Origin of the sequence: Streptomyces sp. UNOB3_S3 (assembly GCF_020740895.1) — a bacterium.
GTDB lineage: Bacteria > Actinomycetota > Actinomycetes > Streptomycetales > Streptomycetaceae > Streptomyces.
On the sequence record NZ_JAILXP010000179.1, the window covers coordinates 1 to 14,191 of the forward strand.

At 75.5% G+C, this 14,191-nt stretch carries 12 protein-coding genes and 1 riboswitch; of the genes, 9 read left to right on the top strand and 3 right to left on the bottom strand.

The window, feature by feature from the left end:
* Nucleotides 1-185: 185 nt before the first annotated feature.
* A riboswitch (cobalamin riboswitch) is annotated at nucleotides 186-308 on the top strand.
* Nucleotides 309-365: 57 nt separating this feature from the next.
* Genes K6I33_RS19940 through cobC form a run of 7 tightly spaced genes read left to right on the top strand, consistent with a single transcriptional unit; the run spans nucleotide 366 to nucleotide 8,605 of the window.
* The gene (locus K6I33_RS19940) at nucleotides 366-1,328 is read left to right on the top strand and encodes a cobalamin biosynthesis protein (protein ID WP_229354355.1); all 963 of its coding nucleotides are present in this window, start codon (nucleotides 366-368) and stop codon (nucleotides 1,326-1,328) included.
* Nucleotides 1,325-2,911, top strand: coding sequence for a cobyric acid synthase (locus K6I33_RS19945; RefSeq protein ID WP_229354364.1), 1,587 nt, complete (start codon nucleotides 1,325-1,327; stop codon nucleotides 2,909-2,911). The genes K6I33_RS19940 and K6I33_RS19945 overlap by 4 nt, the downstream gene beginning before the upstream one ends.
* Nucleotides 2,911-5,025 (top strand): putative cobaltochelatase, encoded by a 2,115-nt coding sequence (locus K6I33_RS19950; RefSeq protein WP_229354366.1) that lies wholly within the window; start codon nucleotides 2,911-2,913, stop codon nucleotides 5,023-5,025. The genes K6I33_RS19945 and K6I33_RS19950 overlap by 1 nt, the downstream gene beginning before the upstream one ends.
* Nucleotides 5,025-5,636 carry a cob(I)yrinic acid a,c-diamide adenosyltransferase gene (cobO, locus tag K6I33_RS19955; RefSeq protein WP_229354375.1) on the top strand — a complete coding sequence of 204 codons (612 nt, stop codon included), beginning with the start codon at nucleotides 5,025-5,027 and terminating at the stop codon, nucleotides 5,634-5,636. Before K6I33_RS19950 ends, cobO begins: the two co-directional genes overlap by 1 nt.
* On the top strand, nucleotides 5,633-7,063 hold the full coding sequence (locus K6I33_RS19960) for a cobyrinate a,c-diamide synthase (RefSeq protein WP_229354382.1): 1,431 nt from the start codon (nucleotides 5,633-5,635) through the stop codon (nucleotides 7,061-7,063). The genes cobO and K6I33_RS19960 overlap by 4 nt, the downstream gene beginning before the upstream one ends.
* Entirely contained in the window at nucleotides 7,060-7,440 is a 381-nt protein-coding gene (locus tag K6I33_RS19965; RefSeq protein ID WP_229354384.1) for a cobalamin biosynthesis protein, read from the top strand. Before K6I33_RS19960 ends, K6I33_RS19965 begins: the two co-directional genes overlap by 4 nt.
* 4 nt (nucleotides 7,441-7,444) lie before the next feature.
* Nucleotides 7,445-8,605 carry an Rv2231c family pyridoxal phosphate-dependent protein CobC gene (cobC, locus tag K6I33_RS19970; RefSeq protein WP_229354393.1) on the top strand — a complete coding sequence of 387 codons (1,161 nt, stop codon included), beginning with the start codon at nucleotides 7,445-7,447 and terminating at the stop codon, nucleotides 8,603-8,605.
* A 65-nt stretch (nucleotides 8,606-8,670) separates the two neighbouring features.
* Here cobC and K6I33_RS19975 read toward each other — a convergent pair whose 3' ends face one another.
* The 3 genes from K6I33_RS19975 to K6I33_RS19985 all read right to left on the bottom strand — a co-directional run bounded on the left by K6I33_RS19975 (nucleotide 8,671) and on the right by K6I33_RS19985 (nucleotide 11,985).
* Nucleotides 8,671-9,615 (bottom strand): SCO1860 family LAETG-anchored protein, encoded by a 945-nt coding sequence (locus tag K6I33_RS19975; protein ID WP_275126734.1) that lies wholly within the window; start codon nucleotides 9,613-9,615, stop codon nucleotides 8,671-8,673.
* 211 nt (nucleotides 9,616-9,826) lie between these two features.
* A complete protein-coding gene (locus K6I33_RS19980; RefSeq protein ID WP_229354400.1) occupies nucleotides 9,827-10,927 on the bottom strand; it encodes an amidohydrolase family protein in 1,101 nt (366 codons plus the stop codon).
* A 23-nt stretch (nucleotides 10,928-10,950) separates the two neighbouring features.
* Nucleotides 10,951-11,985: an acetylserotonin O-methyltransferase gene (locus tag K6I33_RS19985; protein WP_229354402.1), complete on the bottom strand. Its 1,035-nt coding sequence runs from the start codon at nucleotides 11,983-11,985 to the stop codon at nucleotides 10,951-10,953.
* 148 nt (nucleotides 11,986-12,133) lie between these two features.
* Here K6I33_RS19985 and K6I33_RS19990 point away from each other — a divergent pair, with 148 nt between their 5' ends.
* On the top strand, nucleotides 12,134-13,417 hold the full coding sequence (locus K6I33_RS19990; protein ID WP_308297235.1) for a histidine kinase: 1,284 nt from the start codon (nucleotides 12,134-12,136) through the stop codon (nucleotides 13,415-13,417).
* The gene (locus K6I33_RS19995; protein WP_229354404.1) at nucleotides 13,372-14,082 is read left to right on the top strand and encodes a response regulator transcription factor; all 711 of its coding nucleotides are present in this window, start codon (nucleotides 13,372-13,374) and stop codon (nucleotides 14,080-14,082) included. The genes K6I33_RS19990 and K6I33_RS19995 overlap by 46 nt, the downstream gene beginning before the upstream one ends.
* Nucleotides 14,083-14,191: the final 109 nt, after the last annotated feature.

Here is a 14,191-nt window from a genome sequence, read left to right on the forward strand (position 1 = left end):
CGTACGCCCGGCCCGGGCGGTCGACGGGGGGGGGACCCCGCACACGCCGAGGGCCGGGCGTACGGGAAGACGTCACCCTCGATCCGACTCGCGGTACGGCCACCGCGACGGCCGGGGCGCAGGTCAGGGCGAGTTGACGCCCCTTCCCGCCCCGTGGTGGACTTCCGGAGCCAAACGGCGACAGCAGAGGAAGCCGGTGCGAATCCGGCGCGGTCCCGCCACTGTCACCGGGGAGTGTCCCCCCGATCGATGGCCACGGCGCGAGCCGGAAGGCCGGGGGCGGCGCGGATCCGGGAGCCAGGAGACTCTGGTCGCCGGTCACGTCGAGCCAGGGCGCGGACCCTGAGTGAGGACACCGCTTCGCCATGCCCGGCCGCGATCGCTTCTCCTTCGCGTACGGCGCCGCCTTGGGCTTCGCCTGCGACCTGCTTCTCGGCGACCCCCGCCGCGGTCACCCCGTGGCCGCGTTCGGGCGGGCCGCGCAGTCCGTCGAACACCGGCTGTGGCGCGACCACCGGGGCTACGGCACCCTCCACACCCTGCTCTGCGCGGGTGGCGCGGCCGCCGGGGCCGGGCTGCTGGCCCGTGCCGCGCGACGGCACCGCGCGGCCGACATCGCGCTGACCGCCGCCGCCACCTGGGCCGTCCTGGGCGGCACTTCCCTGGGCCGGGAGGCCCGGGCCATCGGCGGGGCGCTGACCGCCGGGGACCTGGAGGTCGCCCGGGAGCGGCTGCCGCACCTGTGCGGCCGCGACCCTCAGGCGCTGGACGCGCAAGCGATCGCCCGGGCCGTGGTGGAGTCCGTCGCCGAGAACACCTCCGACGCCGTCGTGGGCGCCCTCGTCTGGGGCGCCCTGGCCGGTGTGCCCGGGCTCGTGGGCTTCCGGGCGGTCAACACCCTGGACGCCATGGTGGGTCACAAGTCACCCCGGCTCCGGCGGTTCGGCTGGGCGTCGGCCCGGCTCGACGACGTCGTCGGCTGGCCGGGCGCCCGGCTGACCGCCGCGCTCACGGTCCTCGCCGGGCCCGATCCGCGCGGTGCCCTGCGCGTGGCCCGGCGCGACGCGTCCCGCCACCCCAGCCCCAACGCCGGGCCGGTCGAGGCCGCCTTCGCCGGGGCCCTGGGCGTCCGCCTGGGCGGCACCCTCGCCTACGCCGGGCGCGTCGAGCACCGCCCCGTGCTGGGCGGGGAGAACCGTCCCGTGCGGACGGCCGACATCGAGCGCGCGGTCCGGCTCTCGCGCCGGGTTTCGCTGCTGGCCCTGGGGACGGCGGTGGCCGCCCGTACGGTGGGCAGCCTGTTCAAGAAGGCAGGGAGGAATCGGTGACCGTCTCGGTGACAGCCGACAGGAGCGGGCGCACGGGCCCGCCGGGCGGGGGCCTGCTGGTGGCCGGGACCACCTCGGACGCGGGCAAGAGCGTGGTCACGGCGGGCATCTGCCGCTGGCTGGTCCGCAAGGGCGTCAAGGTCGCGCCGTTCAAGGCGCAGAACATGTCCCTCAACTCCTTTGTGACGCGCGACGGCGCGGAGATAGGGCGCGCGCAGGCCATGCAGGCCGCCGCCGCCCGCGTCGAACCGAGCGCCCTGATGAACCCGGTGCTGCTCAAGCCCGGCAGCGACCGCAGCAGCCAGGTCGTCCTCATGGGCAAGCCGGTGGGCGAGCTCAGCGCGCGCGGCTACCACGCGGGACGTCAGGAGCAGTTGTTCGGCACGGTGACGGAGTGCCTGGCCGAGCTGCGGCGCACCCATGACGCCGTGATCTGCGAGGGGGCCGGCAGCCCCGCCGAGATCAATCTGCGCCGCTCCGACATCGTCAACATGGGCATCGCCCGGGCCGCGCGCCTGCCCGTGGTCGTGGTCGGCGACATCGACCGGGGCGGAGTCTTCGCCTCCTTCTTCGGTACGACAGCGCTGCTCTCCCCCGAGGACCAGGAGCTGATAGCGGGTTACGTGGTCAACAAGTTCCGGGGCGATGTGAGTCTGCTGGAGCCGGGGCTGGAGATGCTGCGCGGCCTGACGGGCCGGGGGACGTTCGGCGTGCTGCCGTTCGCCCACGGCCTGGGTATCGACGAGGAGGACGGCCTGCGCGTGTCCCTGCGCGGCGCGGTCCGCGAGTCCGTGGTCGCCCCGCCGCACGGCGCGGACGTCCTGCGGGTCGCCGTGTGCGCGGTGCCGCTGATGTCGAACTTCACGGACGTCGACGCGCTGGCCGCCGAACCGGGCGTCGTCGTGCGGTTCGTGGACCGCCCCGAGGAGCTCGCCGACGCCGACCTGGCCGTCGTGCCGGGTACGCGCGGCACGGTCCGGGCGCTCGCGTGGCTGCGCGAACGCGGGCTCGCCGACGCGCTCGCACGGCGGGCGGCGGAGGGCCGGCCGGTGCTGGGCATCTGCGGTGGCTTCCAGCTGCTGGGCGAGCGGATCGACGACGAGGTCGAGTCGAGGGCCGGCACGGTCGAGGGCCTGGGCCTGCTGCCGGTGCGCGTGCGGTTCGCGGTGGAGAAGACCCTGGCCCGCCCGGTCGGCGAGGCCCTGGGCGAGCGCGTCGAGGGGTACGAGATCCACCACGGGGTGGCCGAGGTGCTGGGCGGGGACGAGTCGTTCCTGGACGGCTGCCGGGTGGGCGCGGTGTGGGGCACGCACTGGCACGGCTCGCTGGAGAGCGACGGCTTCCGCCGGGCGTTCCTGCGCGAGGTCGCGAAGGCGGCCGGACGGGCGTTCGTCCCCGCCCCCGACACGTCCTTCGGGGCGCTGCGGGAGGAACAGCTCGACCGGCTCGGCGATCTGATCGAGGAGCACGCGGACACGGACGCGCTGCTGCGCCTGATCGAGGACGGGGTGCCGGGCGGACTGCCGTTCATACCGCCCGGGGCACCGCCACTGACCCGTTCCCTCCAGGGAGGCAACCGCTGATGTCCTCGTCCACCTATCCCTTCAGCGCGATCGTCGGCATGGCCGACATGCGGCTGGGCCTCCTGCTCAACGCGATCTCGCCGTCGATCGGCGGCGTCCTCGTGCGCGGTGAGAAGGGGACGGCGAAGACCACCACCGTCCGGGCCCTGGCGGCGCTGCTGCCCGAGGTCGTGACCGTCGCGGGCTGCCGGTTCTCCTGCGACCCGGCGGCCCCGGACCCGCAGTGCCCGGACGGGCCGCACGGGGGCGGTGAGCGGGCCGTCCGCCCCGCCCGGATGGTCGAGCTGCCCGTCGGCGCGTCCGAGGACCGCCTCGTCGGCTCGCTCGACATCGAGCGGGCGCTGGGCGAGGGCGTCAAGGCGTTCGAGCCCGGTCTGCTGGCGGCCGCGCACCGGGGCGTGCTCTACGTCGACGAGGTCAACCTGCTGGGCGACCACCTCGTGGACAGTCTGCTGGACGCGGCGGCGACCGGTGTCTCCTCCGTCGAGCGCGAGGGCGTCTCCGTCCGCCACGCCTCCCGCTTCCTCCTCGTGGGCACCATGAACCCCGAGGAGGGCGAGCTGCGCCCGCAGCTCCTCGACCGCTTCGGGCTGACCGTCGAGGTCGCGGCCTCGCGCGAGACCGAGGAACGCGTCGAGGTCGTGCGCCGGCGCCTCGCCTTCGACGAGGACCCGGCGGCCTTCGCCGCCAAGTGGGCGCCGGAGGAGGACGCGCTGCGCGAGCGCATCGCCGCCGCGCGGGCCCTGCTGCCGGGCGTACGGCTCGGGGACGGCGCGCTGCGCCGGATCGCGGCGGTGTGCGCCGGGTTCGAGGTGGACGGTATGCGCGCGGACATCGTGACAGCGCGCACCTCCGCCGCGCTGGCCGCTTGGGCGGGGCGTACGGATGTCACGACGGCGGACGTACGGCAGGCGGCGCTGCTGTCGCTGCCGCACCGGCGCCGCCGGAACCCCTTCGACGCCCCCGGCCTGGACGAGCAGAAGCTGGACGAGATCCTCGCGAGTTTCGAGGACGAGGAGCCGGAGCCGGACGGTCCGGAGCCGGACGGGGACGGGCCCGAGGGCCCCGAAGGCCCGGAGGACCCCGGCGGCGGCCCGGACGGCGGCCCCGACGGTGGCCCTGACGGCGGTGGGCAGCCCACCCAGGACGCGGGTGACGGACCGGCCGCCACCACCACGGACGTGCCGCCGCAGCGGGAGGAGCCCGGGCGCGAGCCCGCCCCGCAGGAGGCGTCGGCCTCCGGGGGCGACGGCGGCGGGGAGGCTCCCGAGGCCCCCGCCGTGGCCGCGGCGGAGCCGTTCCGGACCCGTCGGTTCACCGTCCCCGGTCTCGGCGAGGGCGCCGACGGGCGCCGCTCGCGCGCGCTCACGGCGCACGGCCGGACGACGGGGGCGCGCCGGCCGCGCGGGGGCGCCCTGTCGAAGCTCCACCTCGCCGCGACCGTCCAGGCCGCCGCCCCGCACCAGCGGGTGCGCGGCCGCAGCGGCCCCGGGCTGGTCGTCCGCCGCGACGACCTCCGCGAGGCCGTACGCGAGGGGCGCGAGGGAAACCTGGTGCTGTTCGTCGTGGACGCCTCCGGTTCCATGGCGGCCCGCAAGCGGATGAGCGCGGTCAAGGGGGCGGTGCTCTCCCTGCTGATGGACGCCTACCAGCGCCGCGACAAGATCGGGATGGTGACGTTCCGGGGCTCCGGCGCGGAGGTGGCACTGCCGCCGACGTCGTCCGTGGAGGCGGGCGCGGCCCGGCTGGAGAAGCTGCCGACGGGCGGCCGGACGCCGCTGGCGGCGGGCCTGCTCAAGGCGCACGAGGTGCTGCGCGTGGAGCGCATGCGCGATCCGTCGCGCCGTCCGCTGCTGGTCGTCGTGACCGACGGGCGGGCGACGGGCGGCGTGGAGCCGCTGGCGCGGTCCGCGCGCGCGGCCGGGCTGCTCGCGGGCTCCGGCGTCGCGTCGGTGGTCGTGGACTGCGAGGCCGGGCCGGTGCGGCTCGGGCTGGCGGGCGAGCTGGGCCGGTCGCTCGGCGGGCCGGTCGTGACTCTCGACGATCTGCGCGCGGAGAATGTCTCCGCGCTGGTACGCACCGTACGCAACACCGACTCACGGAGGGCCGCGTAATGCCTCAGGGACAGCCGACCGTCGTACCCGACGACGGGCTCACCACACGTCAGCGCCGCAACCGGCCGCTGGTCCTCGTCCACACCGGCATCGGCAAGGGCAAGTCGACGGCCGCCTTCGGCCTGGCGCTGCGCGCCTGGAACCAGGGCTGGCCGATCGGGGTGTTCCAGTTCGTGAAGTCCGCGAAGTGGAAGGTCGGCGAGGAGAACGCGCTGCGGGTGCTGGGCGCCTCCGGCGAGGGCGGCACGGTCGACTGGCACAAGATGGGCGAGGGCTGGTCCTGGATCCAGCGGTCCCCTGCGGGAGGAGGAGGGCTGTCCAACGAGGAGAAGGCCCGCGAGGGCTGGGAGCAGGTCAAGCGCGACCTGGCGGCGGAGACGTACAAGCTGTACGTGCTGGACGAGTTCGCGTACCCGATGCACTGGGGCTGGGTCGACACGGACGAGGTGATCGAGGTGCTGCGGGACCGTCCCGGCACCCAGCACGTCGTCATCACCGGCCGCAACGCCCCGGAGAAGCTCCTGGACCACGCCGATCTGGTGACGGACATGTCCAAGGTCAAGCACCCGATGGACGCCGGCCAGAAGGGCCAGCGGGGCATCGAGTGGTGAGTACGCGCGTCCCCCGCCTGGTCATCGCCGCGCCGGCCTCCGGCAGCGGCAAGACCACGGTGGCCACCGGGCTGATGCGGGCCTTCGCCGACGCGGGGCTCGCGGTGTCCCCGCACAAGGTCGGCCCGGACTATATCGACCCGGGCTACCACGCCCTCGCGACCGGCCGCCCGGGCCGCAACCTCGACGCCTACATGTGCGGCCCGGAGCGCGTCGCCCCGTTGTTCCTGCACGGGGCGGCGGGCTGCGACCTCGCGGTGGTCGAGGGCGTGATGGGCCTGTACGACGGCGCGAGCGGGCAGGGCGAGCTCGCCTCGACGGCCCATGTGGCGAAGCTGCTGCGGGCGCCGGTGGTGCTCGTCGTCGACGCGTCGTCGCAGTCGCGGTCGGTGGCGGCGCTGGTGCACGGCTTCGCCTCCTGGGACCCGGAGGTACGGGTCGCGGGCGTCATCCTCAACAAGGTCGGCTCGGACCGGCACGAGGCGCTGCTCCGGGAGGCGCTGGAGGAGTCGGGGGTGCCGGTCCTCGGCGCCGTACGACGCGCCGCGCAGGTCCACACCCCGTCCCGCCACCTGGGCCTGGTACCGGTCGCGGAGCGCCGGTCCGACGCGGTGGACGCGGTGGCGGAATTCGCCGCGCGAGTACGCCAGGGCTGCGACCTGGAGGCCCTCCTGGCCCTGGCGCGTAGTGCGCCACCGCTGGTGGAGGAGGCGTGGACCCCCGCGTTGTGGGCAGGCGTTCCGCAGGGCGATGGGGGTACCTCCCATGCCGTTCAGGCTATGGGGGAGGGTGGGCACAACGCGACCACGGACCCGCGCCCGAACGGTGCCCCCGTGATCGCCGTAGCCGGCGGTCCGGCGTTCACGTTCACGTACGCCGAGCACACGGAGCTGCTCACCGCCGCCGGCGCGCAGGTCGCGACCTTCGACCCGTTGCGGGACGAGTCACTCCCGCCCGACACATCGGCCGTCGTCATAGGCGGCGGCTTCCCCGAGATGTACGCGGCGGAGCTCTCCGCCAACGAGCCCCTGCGCAAAGCGGTGGCGGCGCTCGCCGCGACCGGCGCCCCGGTCGCCGCCGAGTGCGCGGGCCTGCTCTACCTGGCCCGCAGCCTCGACGGCAAGCCGATGTGCGGCGTCCTCGACGCCGACGCCCGCATGTCGGAGCGCCTCACCCTCGGCTACCGCGAGGCCGTCGCGATCGCGGACAACCCGCTCGCGGCGGCGGGCACCCGTGTCCGGGGCCACGAGTTCCACCGCACGGTGATCGAGCCGGCGGCGGGCGCCGCCCCCGCGTGGGGGTTCACCCACCCCCACCGCCAGGTGGAGGGGTTCGTACAGGGCGGTGTGCACGCCTCCTATCTGCACACCCACTGGGCGGGAGCCCCCGGCGCGGCCTCCCGCCTCGTCGAGCGCGCCCGGCGATGAGCGGCACGCTCCACATCGGCGTCGGCGCCTGCCGCGGCGTGTCCCCCGAAGAGGTGATCTCCCTCGTCGAGCGGACCCTCCGGGAGGCGGGCGCCGACGGAGCCGCGATCGCCGCGCTCGTCACCGCCGAGGTCAAGGCGGACGAGCCCGGGCTGCTCGCGGCGGCCCACCACCTCGGGGTGCCCCTGACCTCGTACGGCCCCGCCGCGCTCGCCGCCCAGCCGGTGCCCCACCCCTCCGAGGCGGCCCGCAGGGCGACCGGGGCGCCCGGTGTCGCGGAGGCCGCCGCGCTGCTGTCGGCCGGGCCCGGCGGTGTCCTTCTCGTGGGGAAGCGGAAGTCCGCGCGAGCGACGTGCGCGATCGCCTGTACCGTCTGATTTCATGCACATATCGCAATCCGCGCGCACCGCTCACGCGTCGTCCCCCGAGCCCGACCTCCGGCACCACGGGGACGTGGAAGTACGCGGCATGGGCGCAGAGTTGACCGACCTCGCCGTCAATGTGCGGTCCGGGACTCCCCCGGAGTGGCTGAGGGAGCGGATAGCGGAGTCGCTGGGCACGCTCGCGGCGTACCCGGACGGGCGGGCGGCCCGCCGGGCCGTGGCCGCGCGGCACGGGCTGCCGGAGGAGCGGGTGCTGCTGACGGCGGGGGCGGCGGAGGCGTTCGTCCTGCTGGCGCGGGCCCTGCCGGTGCGCCGGGCCGTGGTGGTGCACCCGCAGTTCACCGAGCCGGAGGCGGCCCTGCGGGACGCCGGGCACGTGGTGGAGCGCGTGGTACTGACCCCGGAGGACGGGTTCCGGCTCGATCCGCGCGCGGTGCCCGGGGACGCGGATCTGGTGGTCGTCGGCAATCCCACCAACCCCACGTCGGTGCTCCACCCGGCCCATACCCTGGCCCGGCTGGCGCGGCCCGGCCGGATCCTGGTGGTGGACGAGGCGTTCATGGACGCGGTGCCCGTCGAGCGGGAGTCGCTGGCCTCCCGCACCGACCTGCCGGGGCTCGTCGTGCTGCGCAGCCTCACCAAGACCTGGGGCCTGGCGGGGCTGCGCGTCGGCTATGTGCTCGCCGCGCCCGACACCGTGGCGGCGCTGGAACGGGCCCAGCCGCTGTGGCCCGTGTCGTCGCCGGCGCTGGTGGCGGCGGAGGCGTGCAGCGCGCCGCGCGCGATGGCCGAGGCCGCGCTCGCGGCGCATGTGACCGCCGCCGACCGGGCCCATCTGCTGGCCCGGCTCGCGGAGTTGCCGGAGCTGACCGTGCAGGGCCCGGCGGCCGGGCCGTTCGTCCTGGTCCGGCTGCCGGGGGCGGCGGCGGTGCGGTCCCGGCTGCGCGGCCTCGGCTTCGCGGTGCGCCGGGGCGACACGTTCCCGGGGCTGGGGCCGGACTACCTCCGCCTGGCGGTCCGGGACCGCGCGACGTCGGACCGCTTCGTCACCGCCCTGCGGACCGTCCTCGACGACCTGGGCGGCCGCCGGGCCGGAAGCGGAGCCGCCGGGGGCGGGGCCGCCGGCGACGGTCTGGCCGGGGCACCGGCGGCGCGCTGAGCGCACCGCCGGGCACCGCCCCGGTCTTCCCCCGCCTCGCCTCCGCGCTCAGCCCGCCGCCGCGCTCAGCTCTCCTCCCGCCTGTTCTCCTTGCGGCGCCGCGCGGCGATGAGCGCGCCCCCTCCCCCGACGACCAGCAGCCCGGCCGCGGCCGCGAGGTAGGGGGTGATGGAGCCGCCGCCGGTCTCGGCGAGGTCCTGCCCGGCCGGTTGGCCGGTCCGTTCGGCGGCCGCCTGCTTCGCCTCCGTGCCGCTCTTCGCGGGCGCGCCCGGCCCGTCCCCGGGCCCGACCGGGTCGGAGGGCCGGTCCGCGGGGGACTCGCAGGAGGCCCGTACCAGCGTCACCTTGCCCACCACCTTGGCCACGCCCAGCGCCAGCGGGTCGACGGAGACGTCGAGGTCGAGCGCGGTGGCCGCGGCGGTACGGGAGGTGGTGACGGTCTTCGACAGGTCCAGCCGCACGTCCCCCACCCCCGGCACGGCGACCTTGGTCGGGCCGTTGGGAGTGAGCGTGACCTTCTTGCCGAGCACGGAGACGGAGCCCAGGAGGTTCGCGGTGGCCTTGGGCTTCGCGCCCGCCTCGCAGACGGCCTCGGAGGTGACCTGCTGGATCTCGATGAGCGAGCGCAGGGGCAGGCCGGGGAGGCGCACCTTGGCGTGGGCGAGATTGGCATAGCCCTTGGCGGCCCGGCGGTCGGCCGTGGCGCGGGCGGTGGCGGCGTCGGCGCGCAGGATGTCGACGGCCTTGCCGCCCTCGATGCCGTCGAGGGTGACGCTGAGGGCGGTCTTCGAGGCGTCGGCGGGCGCCTGGACGTCGTTGAGGGTGGCCTCGACTGGGACGTGCGCGGCCTTGCCGAGCAGGGAGACGTCGAGCCCGGTGCGCAGGACGGTCGCGTCGGCCCGGCCGGTCCCGGATCCGGTGCCGCCGGTGGCGCTCGCGGGCGCGGCGCCCAGGGCGAGCGCGGTCACGGTGACCGTCGCGGCCAGGGCCGTGAACCGGCGTGCGGGCATGCCGAGGGAAGAGCTGGTGGTGCTGAACACGTGTGTGGAACCCCCACGGGAGAAAGGAGCCGCCGGCGCGCCAATGGGGGACATCGCGCGCCGACGACTTGACTCCGCAATGTTCGATGCGCGGAGGGTGAACGGACGCCGCTCTACCGCCAGTTCACTCCAAAGGGTGGGTTTCGCGCTCGTATTCGAGCCAACTGTCGCAGGAGCCGGCTCAGGCCACCACGCGCCCCCGGAGCACCACCCTGCTCGGCGCGCCGAGCACCCGTACGTCCGCGCGCGGGTCGGCGCCGTAGACGACGAGGTCCGCCGGGGCGCCCTCCTCCAGGCCCGGTCGCCCCAGCCACGCCCGCGCTCCCCACGTGGCCGCCGACAGCGCGGCCGCCGCCGGGATGCCCGCCTTGACCAGCTCCTCGACCTCCTGCCCGACCAGGCCGTGCGGCAGCGATCCGCCCGCGTCGGTGCCGACGTAGACGGGGATTCCGGCGTCGTGGGCGGCGCCCACGGTGGCGTAGCGGCGCGCGTGCAGCCGGCGCATGTGGTCCGCCCAGCGCGGGAACTTGCCTTCGCCGCCCTCCGCGAGCCGGGGGAAGGTGGCGATGTTGACCAGCGTGGGCACGATGGCCACGCCCCGCTCGGCGAAGAGCGGGATCGTCTCCTCCGTCAGCCCGGTGGCGTGTTCGACGCAGTCGATCCCCGCTTCCACCAGCGGGGCGAGGGTCTCCTCGGCGAAGCAGTGGGCCGTGACCCGGGCGCCCAGCCGGTGGGCCTCGGCGATGGCGGCCTCGACCGCGCCGCGCGGCCAGCAGGCCCCCAGGTCGCCCGTCTCCCGGTCGATCCAGTCGCCGACCAGTTTCACCCAGCCGTCCCCGCGCCGCGCCTCGCGCGCCACATAGGCCACCAGGTCCTCGGGCTCGATCTCGTGCGCGTAGTTGCGGATGTAACGGCGGGTGCGGGCGATGTGCCGGCCCGCGCGGATGATGCGCGGCAGGTCCTCGCGCTCGTCGATCCAGCGGGTGTCGGAGGGGGATCCGGCGTCGCGCAGCAGCAGCGCGCCCGCGTGCCGCTCGGTCAGCGCCTGTTTCTCGGTGGTCGCCTCGTCGACCGCGCCGTGCGCGTCGAGCCCGACGTGGCAGTGGGCGTCCACCAGGCCGGGGAGCGCCCAGCCCTCGACGGTGGTGACGTCCCGCGCCCCGGCCGGCCGGTCGAAGGTGATCCGTCCGCCCACCACCCACAGCTCGTCGCGCACCCCGTCCAGCGGGTCCGGTCCGACGAGTATCCGTCCCTTGATGTGCAGCACCGCACTGTCGTCCATGCAGGCACTGTACGAGCCCGCCGTCACTTGCGGCCGATCACCATCGACTCCGCCCCGGCCAGGTGCCGCACCCCGCCGTCGGAGAATCCGGCGTCGGCGAGCCAGCCCCGGCAGTCGGCGCCGGTGTAGTCGAAGCCGCCCCGGGTCTCGATGAGCATGTTGAGGCTCATGAGCAGGCCCTTGGCGTTCTCGCGCCGCTCGTCGTCGATGAGGGTCTCGTAGACGATGACGAGGCCGCCCTCGGGCAGCGCCGCGTACGCCTTGTCCAGCAGCATCCGCTTCGTGGGCAGGTCCCAGTCGTGGAGGATGTGGCCGAAGATCAGTACATCCGCCCGTGGCAGCGGCCCGGTGAAGAAGTCCCCGGCCGTGAAGGAGAGGCGGTCGGCGACGCCGGAGCGCTCCGCCTGCCGCTCGAAGTGCGGCCGGACGGCGGGCAGGTCGAACCCGGTGCCGCGCAGGTGCGGGTGACGTCGCAGCAGGTGGGCCAGCAGGGCGCCCTCGGCGCAGCCGATGTCCGCGACCGTGCGGTGGCGGGACCAGTCGAGGGCGTCGGGGAGGGCGAGCAGGGAGCCCATGGACAGGCCGGTCATGGCCTGCTGGAAGAGGGCGAGGCGCTCGGGGTCGCGGTAGAGGACCTCGAAGAGGCCCTCCTCGCCGGTGCGGGCCTCGTTCTGCGGCTCGCCCGTGCGCAGCCCCTCGCCGAGGCGGTCCCAGAATCCGTAGAGCCTGCTGTCGGCCATGTCCAGCAGTCCGCCGAGGTAGGCCGGCCCGCCACGGACGAGGTAGTGGGCGGTGGCGGGGGTGTTGGCGTACGCGCCGTCGGTGCGCTCCAGGAGGCCGAGGGCGACCAGGGCGTCGAAGAAGTCGAGCGCGGAGCGCTCGTGCAGCCCCAGCCGGGCGCGGAGTTCCTCCGCGGTCAGGGGGCGCTCGGCCAGCGCGGTGAAGAGGCCGAAGCGGGCCGCGGTGAGCAGGACCTTCGACGACATGAAGCCGAGGGCGATCCGCATCAGGTGGTCGGGGTCGGGGGCCTGCTCCTCTTCGGCGGGCGCGGCGCTCATGGACTCTCCCAAGATGGATGAAGAAGGTTGAGTGAAAGGCGAACCACCTCTCCCTACCCGTTCCCGCGCGTTCCGTCGCGCACGCACCGCACCTCACCGCGCCTCGCCTCGCCGGAGCCGCCGGGCGCAAATGATCTACGCTGTGCGCGTGACGGTGACGGCCGCGCTCCGGCGCCCGATGAGCGCGGCGCTGGGCCGGCGTGCCCGGTTGCGCTGGGTGCACCTGCTGCTCGGCGGCGCCCTGTCGATGCCGTTCTACCTGCTGACGAACACCCTGGTGTCGCTGGTCCGGCCGGACGGCAACATCCTCTTCTCCACGTCCCTCGTCCGGCAGTTCGGCGTGCTCCTCCTCGCGCTCGGCCCGGTGGCCGTCACGGCGCTGCATCCGCTCGTCCGGCCCTTCGAGGGCGAGGCGGCCCGGGTGCTGTGCGGGGTGCCCCGGGAGGCGCTGGCCCTGGAGCCCGGCCGGTCGTGGGCCGCCCGGGGCCGGACGGCCGCGTGGTGCGCGCTGCATCTGGCGGTGGGGGCCGTCGTGAGCGGGATGTCGCTGGCCACGCCGCCGGCGGCGCTGTATCTGATCGTCCTGCCGTTCCTGGGCGGACCGGGGAAGCTCGCCGAGGTCGCCTGGCTGCGTTTCTTCACCGGGCCGGGTGTGCTGCTGGCGCCCGTGGCCGGGTGTGCGCTGCTGGCGCTGGTCGTCGGCACCTCCTGGGCGGCGGGCTCGCTGCTGGCGCGCTGGGCGCCCGTCCTGCTGGGTCCCACGGCGGCGGACCGGCTCGCGGCGGCCGAGGAGCACGCGCACCGGCTGGCCCTGCGCAACCGGCTGGCGCGCGAGCTGCACGACTCGGTCGGGCACGCGCTGAGCGCGGTGAGCCTCCAGGCGAGCGCCGCCCGCCGGGTCCTGGACCACGACCCCGAGTTCGCCCGGCAGGCCCTGGCCGCGATCGAGGAGGCCGCGCGCGAGGCCGTCGGCGAACTCGACGCCGTGCTGGGGCTGCTGCGCGAGGACGGCTCCTCCCCCACCGCCCCGGCGCCCACCCTGGCCGACGTCGGCGGCCTGCTGGAACGCACCCGCGCGGCGGGCGGCACGGTCGAGTGCGCCCTGCCGCCCGGTGGCCTGGAGAAGATCCCCCCGGTGCCCTCCCGCGAGGCCTACCGGATCGTGCAGGAAGGTCTCGGCAACGCCCTGCGGCACGCGGGCGGGGTGCCCGTGCGGCTGCGCGTCGCCGTGCACGACGACACCTTGGAGATCCTGATGGAGAACCCCGTGAAGCCCGGCGTCACAGCCGGCGTCCCCCGCCCCGGCGGCGGCCGCGGCCTCACCGGCATAGCCGAGCGCGCCCGGCTGCTGCGCGGCACCAGCGAGGCCGGCGAACACGACGGCGTATGGCGCCTGTCGGCCCGGCTGCCGCTGCGGGGCGAGGCCCGGTGACCGCCGTCGCCCCCATACGCGTCGTCCTCGCGGACGACGAGCACCTCGTCCGCACCGCCCTGCGGGTGATCCTGGGTGCCGAGCCGGGCGTGGAGGTCGTCGGCGAGGCGGCCACGGGCGCCGAGGCGGTGTCGGTGGTCCGCGCGCTGCGGCCCGACATCGTGCTGATGGACGTCCGGATGCCCGAGGTCGACGGCATCCGCGCCACCGAGCGGATCCTGGCCGGGACGGACGACCCGCCGCGCGTCATCGTCGTCACCACCTTCGAGAACGACGCCTACGTCTACGACGCGCTGCGCGCCGGCGCGTCGGGCTTCCTCCTCAAGCGCGCGGGCGCCGACGAACTCGTCCAGGCCGTGAAGCTGGTGGCCCGCAGCGACTCGCTGCTCTTCCCCGCCGCCGTACGCGCCCTGGCCGCCGCCCACGCCGCCCCCAGGAGCGACGACAGGGCGGCGGCGCTGCGGGAACGGCTGTCGGAACGGGAGGCGGAGGTCCTGCGGCTGCTGGCGACCGGCCTGTCGAACACCGAGATCGCCACCCGGATGACGCTGGGGCCCGCCACGATCAAGACCCATGTGGCGGGCGTGCTCGCCAAGCTGGGGGTGCGGGACCGTACGCAGGCGGTCATCGCCGCGTACGAGTGCGGGTTCGTCAGCCCGCGCTGACGGTGCGTCGGCTTTCCGGCTGCCCGCCGGTGGGGGTGCCCGCGCCTGGCGGCGCGGGGTGGACGGTGCGGCCCGGTGGGCGGGTTTGCGCCCACCCTCCCCCATAGCC

Bases quoted from the DNA above. Each gene is read 5' to 3' on its own strand.
- K6I33_RS19940 (WP_229354355.1), top strand. From the start codon at position 366: ATGCCCGGCCGCGATCGCTTCTCCTTCGCGTACGGCGCCGCCTTGGGC.
- K6I33_RS19950 (WP_229354366.1), top strand. From the start codon at position 2,911: ATGTCCTCGTCCACCTATCCCTTCAGCGCGATCGTCGGCATGGCCGAC.
- cobO (WP_229354375.1), top strand. From the start codon at position 5,025: ATGCCTCAGGGACAGCCGACCGTCGTACCCGACGACGGGCTCACCACA.
- K6I33_RS19965 (WP_229354384.1), top strand. From the start codon at position 7,060: ATGAGCGGCACGCTCCACATCGGCGTCGGCGCCTGCCGCGGCGTGTCC.
- cobC (WP_229354393.1), top strand. From the start codon at position 7,445: ATGCACATATCGCAATCCGCGCGCACCGCTCACGCGTCGTCCCCCGAG.
- K6I33_RS19975 (WP_275126734.1), bottom strand. From the start codon at position 9,615: ATGCCCGCACGCCGGTTCACGGCCCTGGCCGCGACGGTCACCGTGACC.
- K6I33_RS19980 (WP_229354400.1), bottom strand. From the start codon at position 10,927: ATGGACGACAGTGCGGTGCTGCACATCAAGGGACGGATACTCGTCGGA.
- K6I33_RS19985 (WP_229354402.1), bottom strand. From the start codon at position 11,985: ATGAGCGCCGCGCCCGCCGAAGAGGAGCAGGCCCCCGACCCCGACCAC.
- K6I33_RS19995 (WP_229354404.1), top strand. From the start codon at position 13,372: ATGGCGCCTGTCGGCCCGGCTGCCGCTGCGGGGCGAGGCCCGGTGACC.